The following is a 12,605-nucleotide window of genomic DNA, read 5'->3' as shown; positions in this document are numbered from 1 at the left end:
AGGCCGCCGCCGTCGCGGCGGATCGGCCGGGACCGGTCAGCTCTCGTCGAGCACGGGCTGCTCCGCCGGCGCGGCCGCTGCGCGTCTGCGGTAGTGCGCGCTGCGGACCATCAGCACACTGGCCGCCAGGACCGTGGCCAGAAGCGAGGCCACGAGGACGCCGGCCTTGGCGTGCGCGAGCATTTCGGGGTGGTCGGGGAAGGAGAGTTCCGCGACGAGCAGCGAGACCGTGAAACCGATGCCGGCCAGCATGGACATGCCGGCGAGGTCGATCCAGCTCAGCGACGGGTTGAGTTCGGCCCGGGTCACCCGGGTGGTGATCCACGAGCCGCCGAAGATGCCGACCACCTTGCCGACGACCAGGCCGAGGATCACGCCCACGGCGGCGGTGTCGGTGAACATGCTGCCCAGCCCGTCGAAGACCACCCCCGCCGACATGACCGCGAACACCGGCAGCGCCACGCCGCTGGACCACGGGCGCAGCACGTGCTCGGTGTGGTGGCTGGGCGAGATCCGCTCGTCGGCGTGCGGGACGGTCCGCATGAGCATGCCCATGGCCACACCGGCGATGGTGGCGTGCACGCCGCTGGCGTGCACCAGCGCCCAGATGACGAAGGCCAGCGGCACGTAGACCAGCCAATTGGGGACCCGGGAGCGGTTCAGCGCCGCGGCGAGACCGCGCCCGCGCTGCAGGTAGCCGAACACGGCGAGCAGCAGCAGCGCCCCGCCGAGGGGCGCCAGCGACAGGTGCTCGGTGTAGAACACCGCGATGACGATGATGGCGCCCAGGTCATCGACGATGGCCAGGGTGAGCAGGAAGGTGCGCAGGGCCGGCGGCAGGTGGCGGCCGATCACCGCGAGGACCGCGACCGCGAACGCGATGTCGGTGGCCATCGGGATGCCCCACCCGCGCAGGGCGTCGCCCTGCGAGAAGTTGACCACGGCGTAGATCAGCGCCGGGACGGCCATGCCGCACAGGGCGGCGACGATGGGCAGCATGGCCCTGCGCGGGTTACGGAGTTCACCGTGCACGAACTCCTGCTTGAGCTCGTTGCCGACGATGAAGAAGAAGACCGCGAGCAGGCAGTCGGCGGCCCACGCCTCGACGGGGAGGTTCAGGTGCAGAGCCTCCGGGCCGAACGTGAAGGTCCGGATGGCCTCGTAGACGCCGCCGAGCGGGGAGTTGGCCCAGACGAGGGCGAGGACCGCGCCGCCGATGAGCAGGAAACCGGCGACCACGTCGGAGCGCAGCGCCTCGGCGAGTGCCGGCCGGCCCGTGCCGCGGTTCTGGGTCATGTGGCATGCCTCCCGGCTGTCAACGCGAAAAAGAACCGCCGACCAGACTTCCCGGCACACCTACGGGCGTACCCCGTGGGGTACGACCGGCGAACTCCCGCAGGGTCGCCCGTGTGACTATGCCAGGTGGTGTCATGGTTTGTCCAAACCCTGGAACTTTCCGGCCGACTGGGCGGCTCGGGACAAATGGAGAGTGACGGGCCGGTCCGGATGCCGGCCCTCCGGGCGACGTCATGGTCCCGGCTCAGAGGTGCCGGGCGCCCTCGTGGGAGGCATGGCCGGCCGGCTCCAGTTGCAGGGTGGAGTGCTCGACGTCGAAGTGCCCGGACAGGCAGGCGTGCAACTCGTCGAGCATGCGCCCGCAGTGTCTGAGGCGCTCCTCCTCGACCACCACGTGGGCCGACATCACCGGGACGCCGGAGGTGATGGTCCAGGCGTGCAGGTCGTGGACGTCGAGGACGCCGGGCTGAGCCAGCAGGTGGCTGCGGACCTCGTCCAGGTCCATGTTCCGGGGGGTGGCCTCCAGCAGGATGTGGACCGCCTCGCGCAGCAGGCCCCAGGCGCGCGGCAGGATGAACACCGCGATGCCCAGCGAGACGATGGAGTCGGCCCGGTCCCAGCCCGTCAGCCAGATGACGAGTGCCGCCACGATCACGCCCACCGAGGACAGCGTGTCGCTGAGCACCTCAAGGTAGGCGCCCCGCAGGTTGAGGCTCTGCGTCTGCCCGCGGTGCAGCAGAAGCAGCCCGATGACGTTGGCGGCGAGGCCGAGTACGGCGACGGCGAGCATCGTCGGACCGGCCACCGGCTGCGGTGTGACCAGGCGGTGGACGGTCTCGTAGGCGATGTAACCGCACAGCGCGAACAGCAGGAGGGCGTTGGCGGCGGCCGCGAGGATCTCGGCGCGCTGGAAGCCGAACGTCCGCTTGGGGGAGAACGGGCGCGCCGCGATCCAGATGGCGAACAGCGCCAGCACCAGGCCGAAGGCGTCGGCGGCGGCGTGCCCGGCGTCGGCGAGCAGCGCCAGACTGCCGGAGGCGAGCCCGCCGGCGACCTGGACGCCGATGACGCCGACGGTCAGGCAGAGCACGGTGATCATCCGCCCGCGGTGGGCGGCGGCCGCGGTCGAACCGTCAGGCAGACCGCCGTGCGCGTGCCCGTGTCCCGTTCCCATGGATGCTCCCGTCCGTTCACATCGAATGATTCAGCCTCCACTGTTTATACAGTCTGGGCTGTCTATACAGCAAGTTATGTACAATGATTTTCATGTTGACCTCCGAGCAGCGTCTCTCCGCGATCCAGCGCCTCGGGCGGGCGCTCGCCGACCCGACCCGGTGCCGCCTGCTGCTGGCCCTCCTCGACGGTCCCGCCTACCCCGCCCACCTCGCCGAGCGCCTGGGGCTCACTCGCCAGAACGTCTCGAACCACCTGGCGTGCCTGCGCGAGTGCGGATTGGTGACGACCACGGCGCAGGGCCGCCAGGTGAGCTACGAACTGGTGGATCCGTCCCTGGCGCACGCGCTGGACGACCTGCTCCGGGTGGTGTGGGGGGTGGCCGCCGAGCACGTGCCACCGGGTGAGAGCGAGCCGGTGCGTGCCGGCTGAGCCGCCGGGCCGGGCCGAAGATCCGCATACCCCCAGCCTGCGTCACCGGCAGGGGCCCGACCAAGTCCGATCCCGCAAGGCTGTGGACAACGGAACGGTGAGCCGCCGAGCGAGCGTAACCGGCGCCGCCTCCGGCCGTAGGCCCCTTTGCGCGGGGCCGGTGGAGCCGAGCGAGACGGCGAACGTGACCGGAAGCACGGAGCGGTGAGCCGCCGAGCGAGCGCAGCCGGCGCCGCCTCTGGCCGTAGGCCCCTTTGCGCGGGGCCGGTGGAGTGGAGCGAGGTGGGGAGCGTGACCGGGGGTGCGGAACGGTGAGCCGCTGAGCGAGCGTAACCGGCGCCGCCTCTGGCCGTAGGCCCCTGCCGCGGGGCCGGTGGAGCCGAGCGAGGCGGCGAACGTGACCCGCCAACGCCCGGGCGGTCGGGAATAAGAACGGCGGTCGGGCGCGTCCGGCGGTCTGCGGGGGGTCAGCCGTTACCGGGCACGTCCTTCTCCAGCACCGCGCACAGTGCCTCCATACCCCGCACCAGGCCCGCGAGGGTCTCGGTGTCGAGTCGTGCGAAGGCGGCGAAGTGCTGCCGCTGCCCGGCGTCGCGGAACTCGGTGATCAGGTCGCGGCCCTCCTCGCTGAGGTCGATCCGCCTGATCCGCCGGTCCTGGGGATCCTCGCGGCGCCGGACCAGGCCGCGTGCGACGAGGCGGTCCACGATCCCCGTTAGGGTGGCCACGCCCACACCCGCCTTCGCGGCGAGCTCGTGCGCCGGCATGTCGCCCTCCAGGGAGAGCAGCACGAGCAGCTTGAGCTGCTGGACGGTCAGCGTGGTGGTGAGCAGCGGCAGCGACGATGCGCGGGCGAACATCCGGATGCGGCGCTCCTCCAGTTCCAGCAGCCGTCGCAGTAGCGCGTCCTTCTCGCCGGACGCCCGCTCGCTCATCGTCACCCCTGACATGTCACTGCGATATCCCTGACAATCCCCTGATTTGTATCACCTCGGTCTGATTTTTTGGTTCGTCCGAAGTATCGTGGTTCGCGCGTGCCCGGCAGAACCGCGCGGCGCCCCCCTTTACCCGTCGCGCGGCACGGCGTCTCCCCGACCGCCCGTCTCAGCGGTCCCGATCCAGCGCGAACAGCCTCCGAGGAGCACCACTTCCATGTCCAGATTGGCCAAGATGAGCCTTGGCAACCGGGCGCTCATCCTGCTGATCACGCTCGCCGCCGTCGCGTTCGGCCTCATGGCCACGACGTCGGCGAAGCGTGAGCTGATGCCATCCCTCGAAATACCGATGGTCACGGTGAACGCCCAGTACCAGGGCGCGTCACCGCAGGTCGTCGAGTCCGAGGTGACCCAGACGCTCGAACAGGCGGTCAGAGGGGTGGCCGGCATCACGAGCTACACCTCGACCTCCAGCAACGGGTCGGCCTCGGTCGTCGCCGAGTTCGACTACGGCGACGACACCGACTCGGTCATCCGCGAGGTGCAGCAGGCCGTCGACCGCGTTCAGCCGGCCCTGCCGGAGGACGTCGACCCGACGGTCGCGGCGTTCAGCCTCGACGACGTCCCCGTCGTCATGCTCGCCGCGGGCGCCGGTGACGGCGACGCACAGGCGCTCGCCGAACCCCTCCAAGAACAGGTCGTCCCCGAGCTGGAGAGCATCGACGGCGTGCGCGCCGTGACGGTCACCGGCATCCGGGAGTCCACGGTCACCGTCACCCCCGACACCGACGAACTCGACGACGCCGGACTCTCCGTCAACGACCTCACCACCGCCCTGCAGTCCAGCGGCGTCCTCGCGCCGGGCGGCGAGATCACCGAGGACGGCCGTACCCTCACCGTCACCACCGGCGGCCGGCTGGAGTCCGTCGACGACGTCGCCGACCTGTGGCTGATGCCGAGCGGAGCCGCGGCCCAGGGCGCCGCCGGACCGGGGGCCGGTGCCCAGGCCATGCCCGGCGCCGCCGGAGCCGCCGCCCCCGAGGCGGTCCAGCTCAAGGACGTCGCCGACGTGGAGCTGGCGCTCGACGACGCCTCCAGCATCACCCGCACCAACGGCGACCCCAGCCTCGGCGTGATGATCACCAAGACGGCCGACGGCAACACGGTGGAGATCTCCGAGGCCGTCCAGTCCTCCCTCGACGACCTCGCGCCACTGCTCGGCGACGACGCCGACATCACCGTGGTCTTCGACCAGGCGCCGTTCATCAACGAGTCGATCGTGGCGATGGCCGAGGAGGGCGTCCTCGGACTCGTGTTCGCGGTCGTGATCATCCTCGTGTTCCTGGCGTCGGTGCGTTCGACCCTGGTCACCGCGGTGTCCATCCCGGTCTCGCTGCTCATCGCGCTGCTGGGGATGCAGCTCTTCGACTACACGCTCAACATCCTCACGCTCGGCGCGCTGACGGTCGCGATCGGCCGCGTCGTCGACGACTCGATCGTGGTGCTGGAGAACATCAAGCGGCACCTCGGATACGGCGAGGCCAAGGACCGGGCGGTGTTCACCGGCGTCCGTGAGGTCTCGGGCGCGGTCACCTCCGCCACGCTGACCACGATCGCGGTGTTCCTGCCCATGGGCTTCGTCGGCGGCCAGGTCGGCGAGCTGTTCCGCCCGTTCGCGGTGACGGTGAGCGTCGCGCTCGCCGCGTCGCTGCTGGTCTCGCTCACCATCATCCCGGTGCTCGCCTACTGGTTCATGCGGCCCAAGGACGTCGCGGAGGAGGACCTGGAGCGGGTCCGGGCCGAAGAGTACGAGCGCGAGCTGCGCACCCCGCTGCAGCGCGCCTACCTGCCCGTCATCCGGTGGGCCACCCGGCACCGGGTCATCACGCTGGCCGTCAGCCTGCTGCTCCTGGCCGGCACGGTCGGGCTGGCCACCCAGCTCAAGACCTCCTTCATCGGCGACCAGGGCCAGAACACCGTGGCCATCACGCAGGAACTGCCGGTCGGCACCTCGCTGGACGAGGCCAACACCGAGGCCGAGAAGGTCGAGGAGACGCTGGCCGGGCTCTCCTGGGTGGAGTCCTACCAGACGTCCGTTGGCGGCGGCGGTGGCGGCATGGGCGCCATGTTCGGCGGCGGCGGAGCCGTCACGTCCGTCAGCTACACCCTCACCACCGACCCGGAGGGCGACCAGGCGGTCTACCTCGACCGGCTGCGCGCGGCGCTGGCGGAGGTCGACACCGAGGCCGAGCCGCGTATCGACGAGACCGGCGGCATGGGCGGCTCCACGCTTGAGGTGCAGGTCGAGGCCTCGGATAGCGAGACCCTCGCCGAGGCGGCCGACCAGGTGGAGGCCGCCGTCCGGGACATCCCCGGTGCGGCCGACGTGACCAACAGCGTCGCCGCGTCGCAGCCGGCCCTGGAGGTGCGGGTCGACGGCGAGCGAGCCTCCGACGAGGGGCTCACCGAGGGGCAGATCGGCCAAGCCGTCACCGCGGCGTTCCAGGGCACCAACGTCGGCAGCGCCACCATCGACGACGTCGAGCGCGACATCGTGGTGCGGGTGGACGACGCACCCGAGAGCGTCCAGGCCCTGGAGGAGCTGGAGATCAGCACCCCCACCGGGGGACAGGTCGAACTCTCCGAGGTGGCCGACGTCGAGGAGGTCACGCAGGCCCCCGAGCTGAGCCGCACCGACGGTGTGCGCAGCGCGACCGTGTCGGCGACTCCCACCGCCGACGACCTGGGGGCCGTGACGGCCGACCTCACCGCGGCTCTGGAGGACCTCGACCTGCCCGAGGGCGCCACCGCGTCCGTCGGCGGTGTCAGCTCCGACCAAACCGAGGCGTTCGGCCAGCTCGGCATCGCCATGCTGGCGGCCGTGGCGATCGTCTACCTGGTGATGGTGGCCACGTTCAAGAGCCTGATCCAGCCGCTGATCCTGCTGGTGTCGATCCCCTTCGCCGCCACGGGGGCGCTGGGGCTGCTGTTCGTCACGGGCACGCCGCTCGACATCGCGGCGATGATCGGCCTGCTCATGCTGATCGGGGTCGTGGTCACGAACGCCATCGTGCTCATCGACCTGATCAACCAGTACCGTGAGGACGGCATGGAGCTGCGCGAGGCGGTCGTCGAGGGATCGCGGCACCGGCTGCGTCCCATCCTGATGACGGCCCTGGCCACCATCTGCGCCATGACCCCCATGGCGCTGGGCATCACCGGCGGCGGCGCGTTCATCTCGCAGCCGCTGGCCCTGGTGGTCATCGGTGGGCTCATCACCTCCACGCTGCTCACGCTGGTGCTGGTCCCCGTCCTGTACACCATGGCCGAGGCCGGCAAGGAGCGCCGGGCCGCGCGCCGGGAGGAGCGCCGGGCGGCCCGCATCGAGGCCGCGCGCCGCGAGCGGGCGGACCGGGCCGCCGAGCAGGTCTGACCTGCGGCGCCGCGCCCGGACCCCGAGAGGGGCCGGGCGCGGCCTTCCGCGTGTCCGTGGCCCTGCGGGACGAGCGGAACGTGCGTGTGGCGGGTGGTTCACGGCGGTTCGAGTTGTCACCGGGTGCTCGCGTTCGGCAATCTCTGGTCGTATGGATCCGATCAGCACCGATCTCGACGACCTCGTCCGCGCGGAACTGGGCGGCGAGCCGTCGCAGGACGCCAAGGACTACGCACGCGAACTCTACGAGCGGTACCGTCTCCCGCCGGAGCCGCCCGCGGGGGAGGACGGCTGAGCGCGACCCCCTCCCAGCACCGGCGGCACCGCCGGAGAACGATCCACCGAAACGACGACCGGGGTCTCCCCGCCGGGGAGGCCCTTCGTCATGCCGGGGAGGCGCGGCACGCCGGGAGGCGGCGGACCGCCGGCCGCCCCTAGGGTGCGAGGGGGTCGTCCTCCCAGGTCAGCTCGAACCAGACGAGCTGCCCGAGGCCGTCGCCCCGCGGCTCGCTGCCCCACTTCACGGCCAGAGCCTCGACGAGGTCGAGACCCCGGCCGTGCTCCGTGATGTCGTAGGGGTCCTTGTGCTGGGGGCGTGGCCGCTCCGGGCTGCCCAGGTCGCGCACCTCGATGCGGGCCCAGCCGGCGGCGCTGTACACCGTGACCTCGAACTTCCCGCCGGGGCCGCCGGACGCGCTGTGCGTCACGGCGTTGGTCGCGAGTTCGCTGGTCAGCAGGGTCGCCGTGCCGGTCTGGGGCGTGGGGCCGAGCTGCCGCTCCACGAATCGCCGGGCGTGCTTGATCTGGTTGGCCAGTCCCGGGAACCGGCGCCGGTGCGGCGTCTCGTGGCCGCCGGGCAGTGACGGGCTCTGTTCCATGGATTTCGCCGGTAGTTCGATGGTCGGGTGGGAACCGCTAGCGCTGATCAGGGGCGGGTGGCCGCGTACGGGAGCCGGCGTGGTGGGGACGTCGGGCATGAATGATCACTCCCCGGCGACGTGTGCGGGCGCACGTCGCATTCAGGCCGCGTCGACGTGCGCGGTGACCCTTCCGCCAGGCGTCCGATGCGCAAAGGGTCACGGCGCTGGAGAAGTGCGGTGGGATCACTCGTGGGGCAGGTTGGGCGGTGACGGGTGAGCGTCGCGGCTGGGTGTTCTTATCCTCGGCCAGGATACGCGGGCGGACTCAAGGGCGGCTCGGCGGGGGTGACAACGGGGACGCCGAACCCGGAAACGCCGCAGATCAGCGGGCTCGGACGGTGCTCCGGCCTCCGCAGGGGCCGGCACCGGCGGAGCGTTATACCAGCCCGGCGACGACCCTCGATGTGGATCACGCCACCCCCGGGACGCCGGCGCCGGTTCGTGCCACTATGGGTTACCTGCCGAAACCGGTGAGTCAGCCGATGCCGCGGAGGTGAACACGTGTGGAGACATTGACGCGGTATTCACCGTGGATTCACCTCCCCGAGCGACTGCTCGGACATGGTCAGGGCTGGTCGGCGGCTCCCCGCCCGTCCGACGCGTAACCCGCCTGTTCCTGGAGGAACCAGTGCCCGATTCCGCGCCCCGACGCCGGCTGCTGCCGCTTCTGACGCACGCCGGTGGAAGATCCCGAACGACCTGCCGCTTCCGCTGCGGCGACGCCTGCTTCCACGAGGCGCCCAACACCAGCAACAACGCCTACTTCGGCGACATCTTCGCCGCCGCGCTGTCCCGCCGTAACGTGCTGCGCGCCGGAGCGGTCGGCGCCGGCGCGTCCGCGATCGCCTTCGGCGTCGCTTCCGCGCCCGCCGCCGCGGCACCGGGCCGCGGCCGCAACCCCCGTCTGGGGTTCGCCTCCGTGGCGCCCAACACCAACGACGTGGTCACCGTGCCGGACGGCTACGACAGCCGCGTCATCGTCCGGTGGGGCGACCCCGTCCTGCCGGGAGCGCCGGAGTTCGACCTCGCCGGCCAGACCGCCGAGGCCCAGGAGCAGCAGTTCGGCTACAACTGTGACTACGTGTCGTTCATCGAGCTGAGCGGCAACCGTGGCCTGCTGTGGGTGAACCACGAGTACACCAACGAGAACATCATGTTCGCGGGCTACACCGACGGTGGCGCCGCGGATCTGGAGCAGATCAAGATCTCGATGGCGGCGCACGGCGGCTCCATCGTGGAGATCGAGCGGGTCGGCCGCACCGGTGCGTGGAAGCTCGTCACCTCCGGGCGGCGCCGGTACAACCGCCGCATCACCGCCAGCACCCCGATGCGGCTGACCGGCCCGGCGGCCGGCGACGCGCTGCTGCGCACCGAGGCCGACCCCGAGGGCACCGAGGTCCTCGGCATGCTGAACAACTGCTCGGGTGGCATGACCCCGTGGGGCACCGTGCTCACCTGCGAGGAGAACTTCAACCAGTACTTCGTCGGCGGCGAGGGCGCCCCCGAGGACGTCAAGCCGAAGCTCAAGCGCTACGGCATCGCCGTCTCGGGCGACACCCGGGCCGACAGCCGGCGGTTCGACCGGGTGGACGAGCGGTTCGACCTCTCCAAGCACCCCAACGAGGCGAACCGGTTCGGCTACGTCGTCGAGATCGACCCGCTCGACCCCGACTACCAGCCGCGCAAGCGCACCATGCTGGGCCGCTTCAAGCACGAGGCCGCCAACACCCGCCTCACCGCGGACGGCCGGGTCGCCGTGTACATGGGCGACGACGAGCGCTTCGACTACATCTACAAGTTCGTCAGCGAGAAGAAGGTGCGCCGCGGTTCGCGCCGGCACAACGACACGCTGCTCGACTCCGGCACGCTGTACGTCGCCAAGCTGACCGGCAACAGCCCGGCGGAGGAGATCGACGGCTCCGGCGCGCTGCCCGAGGACGGCGAGTTCGACGGTTCCGGTACCTGGATCCCGCTGTGCAACGCCACGACCTCCTTCGTCGAGGGCTTCACGGTCGCCGAGGTGCTGGTGCACACCCGCCTCGCCGCGGACAAGGTGGGCGCCACCAAGATGGACCGCCCGGAGGACTTCGAGGCCAGCCCGGTCACCGGCAAGGTGTACTGCGCCCTCACCAACAACTCCAGCCGCACCCCCGAGCAGGCCGACGAGGCCAACCCGCGGGCGAACAACCGGTTCGGGCACATCCTGGAGATCACCGAGCGGCGCGACGACGCCGGCGCGACCTCCTTCGGCTGGCGGGTGCCGCTCGTCTGCGGTGACCCGGACGACCCGAGCACCTACTTCGACGGGTACGACAAGTCCAAGGTCGCGGCGATCTCCTCGCCGGACAACCTGACCTTCGACGCGCGCGGCAACCTGTGGATCGCCACGGACGGCCAGCCCGGCTCCATCAACACCAACGACGCGCTGCACGCGGTTCCGGTCGAGGGCCGCTACCGGGGCGAGCTGAAGACCTTCGCCACCGTCCCGGTCGGCGCCGAGTGCTGCGGCCCGTTCATCACCGAGGACCAGAAGACGGTGTTCATCGCTCCGCAGCACCCGGGCGAGGACGGCACCGTCGAGCAGCCGGAGAGCACCTGGCCGGACGGGGACTTCCCGCGCCCCTCGGTCGTGTCGATCTGGCACACCGGCGGCCGCGACATCGGCGCGTGACGCCCCGCTGACCCCGATGCGATCCGGGTCCCGGTGCCGAGTGCGGCGCCGGGACCCGGTGTTCTTCACCGCACCGCTCCCCGCTAAGTGACGTGGCCCACGCGTAGCATGCATGGCGCAGGGCCGCACAGGGGACGCGGCCCTCGGCGACGGCGGGAGGGCAGCGGTATGGCGACGGTACGTCCGGCCCGGCGGGAGGACGCGGAGGCGATGGACGAGATCTTCCGCGCGGCCGCCCTTGCCGCGTGGTCGCACTTCATGCCCGAGGAGGGCCTGCGCGTCGAGCCGCGGCGTCCCAAGATGTACGAGCAGGCCGTGCGGGCGCCCGAGGTGAACGTCCTGGTGGCCGAGGACGCCGGCCGGGTGCGCGGCTTCGCCGTCGTCCGCGAGAGCCGGGACGCCGACGGCGGACGCGGGGTGGGAGAGCTGCACATGTGCTACGCCCACCCGAACGCGTGGGGGACCGGGGTCGCCCCCGCCCTCATGACCGCGGCCCTCGCCCGGCTGCGTGCGCGCGGCTGCCGGACCGCCACCCTGTGGACCGCCGAGCGGAACCACCGCGCGCGTGCCTTCTACCGGCGTTCCGGGTGGGCGCTGGACGGCACCTCCCGGTCCAAGACCCGGCTCGGCGTGACCTTCACGGAACACCGGTTCCGCGTCGACCTCGTCCCGGGCTAGCCGCGCCGCCGCAGGGAGCCGGAGACGCCGGGCCGCGAAGACTCGCACGAGCCTCCGGCACGCGGGGGCGCGAATCCCATCACGCCTGGCCGGTGCCGCCCGGCCGCGGGCCCGGGACCCCGGGACCGCCCCGGCGCAGGTGACCGGTCTCCCGCAGGTAGTCGAGCAGCTCGGCGGCGGCCTCCTCCGGACCGGCCGTCACGATGCGCCGCGGCGGCCGGCCCGCGGGCGAGGTCGTGATGGCGAGCGCCCGCTCCAGGGCGTCGCCGGCCGGATCCGGACCCGGAAGCGGCCGGGGGCCGGGCCGGAAGGGTTCCGGGCGCTGCGGGAACCCCGAGACGCCGGCGCGTGGCGCCGGGGCCAGCGCGGTCTCCACCCGGCCGGCCGTGCCCTCCAGCAGCGCGGACAGCGGTGCGCGGCGCAGCCCGGCGGTACCGGCCTCCACCGACACCACCGCCGGCAGTGGGACGCGCAGGACCTCGCGGCGCCCACGATCCAGCCTGCGCACCGCGTGCAGCTCGCCGCGGCCGTCCGGCCCGGAGCCGCCGGACTCCGGCGGGGCGGCCGAGACGGCGACCAGCCCGAGCGCCTGCGCGGCGGCCAGCTCCTCGGCCAGGAAGGCCGGCACGGAGCCGCTGCCGCGGTCCAGGCTGACGTCGCCGCACACCACCAGGTCCGCGGGCGCGATGCCGTCCGGGCCGACCACGGCGGCGAGGGCCGCGGCGACCGTGGCGCTGGACGCCGATCCGTGCGGTCCCGCGGTCGGCAGCTCCACCCGCACGGCGCGCGCGGCACCGACCGTGAGCGCGTCACGCAGGACCGCTTCGGCGGCCGGCGGGCCGACGCTCACCGCCACCACCTCGCCGCCACGGGCGTCCGCGATCCGCAGGGCGGTCTCCAGCGCCGCATGGTCGGCGGGGGAGACGCCCAGCGTGTGCGCGTCCCGCCGGTGGCTCTCGCGCACCACCCCGCTGAGCGGATCGACATCGGGGCGCAGGTCGACCAGTTTCACGGCGGCGGCGACGCGCACCGGAACCTCCTCGCGTCGGGGTGGGGGGAGCGAGCGG

At 72.0% G+C, this 12,605-nt stretch carries 10 protein-coding genes; 5 read left to right on the top strand and 5 right to left on the bottom strand.

The genetic code is table 11. The annotated features are described in order from the left end of the window. Positions 1–36: 36 nt before the first annotated feature. Complete coding sequence (gene nhaA, locus ACFQRF_RS18975; RefSeq protein WP_379872473.1) at positions 37–1,296, bottom strand: Na+/H+ antiporter NhaA; 1,260 nt, start codon at positions 1,294–1,296, stop codon at positions 37–39. Positions 1,297–1,540: 244 nt separating this feature from the next. Continuing rightward, positions 1,541–2,470 (bottom strand): cation diffusion facilitator family transporter, encoded by a 930-nt coding sequence (locus tag ACFQRF_RS18970; protein WP_379872472.1) that lies wholly within the window; start codon positions 2,468–2,470, stop codon positions 1,541–1,543. Between the two features lie 83 nt (positions 2,471–2,553). Between ACFQRF_RS18970 and cmtR the strand changes: the two genes are divergently transcribed. Beyond that, positions 2,554–2,901 carry a Cd(II)/Pb(II)-sensing metalloregulatory transcriptional regulator CmtR gene (gene cmtR, locus ACFQRF_RS18965; RefSeq protein WP_379872471.1) on the top strand — a complete coding sequence of 116 codons (348 nt, stop codon included), beginning with the start codon at positions 2,554–2,556 and terminating at the stop codon, positions 2,899–2,901. A gap of 467 nt (positions 2,902–3,368) precedes the next feature. On the opposite strand, the gene ACFQRF_RS18960 is transcribed toward cmtR, so the two are convergent. Continuing rightward, on the bottom strand, positions 3,369–3,851 hold the full coding sequence (locus tag ACFQRF_RS18960; RefSeq protein WP_379872470.1) for a MarR family winged helix-turn-helix transcriptional regulator: 483 nt from the start codon (positions 3,849–3,851) through the stop codon (positions 3,369–3,371). A 202-nt stretch (positions 3,852–4,053) separates the two neighbouring features. On the opposite strand from ACFQRF_RS18960, the gene ACFQRF_RS18955 reads away from it, so the two are divergent. Continuing rightward, positions 4,054–7,269: an efflux RND transporter permease subunit gene (locus ACFQRF_RS18955; RefSeq protein ID WP_379872469.1), complete on the top strand. Its 3,216-nt coding sequence runs from the start codon at positions 4,054–4,056 to the stop codon at positions 7,267–7,269. Positions 7,270–7,420: 151 nt separating this feature from the next. Continuing rightward, complete coding sequence (locus ACFQRF_RS18950; protein ID WP_379872468.1) at positions 7,421–7,564, top strand: hypothetical protein; 144 nt, start codon at positions 7,421–7,423, stop codon at positions 7,562–7,564. 139 nt (positions 7,565–7,703) lie between these two features. Here the strand turns inward: ACFQRF_RS18950 and ACFQRF_RS18945 are convergent, their stop codons facing one another. Beyond that, the gene (locus tag ACFQRF_RS18945; RefSeq protein ID WP_379872467.1) at positions 7,704–8,147 is read right to left on the bottom strand and encodes an ATP-binding protein; all 444 of its coding nucleotides are present in this window, start codon (positions 8,145–8,147) and stop codon (positions 7,704–7,706) included. Positions 8,148–8,817: 670 nt separating this feature from the next. On the opposite strand from ACFQRF_RS18945, the gene ACFQRF_RS18940 reads away from it, so the two are divergent. Continuing rightward, positions 8,818–10,860 (top strand): PhoX family protein, encoded by a 2,043-nt coding sequence (locus ACFQRF_RS18940; RefSeq protein ID WP_379872466.1) that lies wholly within the window; start codon positions 8,818–8,820, stop codon positions 10,858–10,860. 168 nt (positions 10,861–11,028) lie between these two features. Further along, positions 11,029–11,538, top strand: a complete 510-nt coding sequence (locus ACFQRF_RS18935) for a GNAT family N-acetyltransferase (protein ID WP_379872465.1) — start codon at positions 11,029–11,031, stop codon at positions 11,536–11,538. Between the two features lie 79 nt (positions 11,539–11,617). Here ACFQRF_RS18935 and ACFQRF_RS18930 read toward each other — a convergent pair whose 3' ends face one another. Then, entirely contained in the window at positions 11,618–12,568 is a 951-nt protein-coding gene (locus ACFQRF_RS18930) for a mycofactocin-associated electron transfer flavoprotein beta subunit (protein WP_379872464.1), read from the bottom strand. Positions 12,569–12,605: the final 37 nt, after the last annotated feature.

This window comes from Marinactinospora rubrisoli, assembly GCF_042664915.1.
GTDB lineage: Bacteria > Actinomycetota > Actinomycetes > Streptosporangiales > Streptosporangiaceae > Marinitenerispora > Marinitenerispora rubrisoli.
This window is presented reverse-complemented; position numbering and strand designations above follow the sequence as displayed.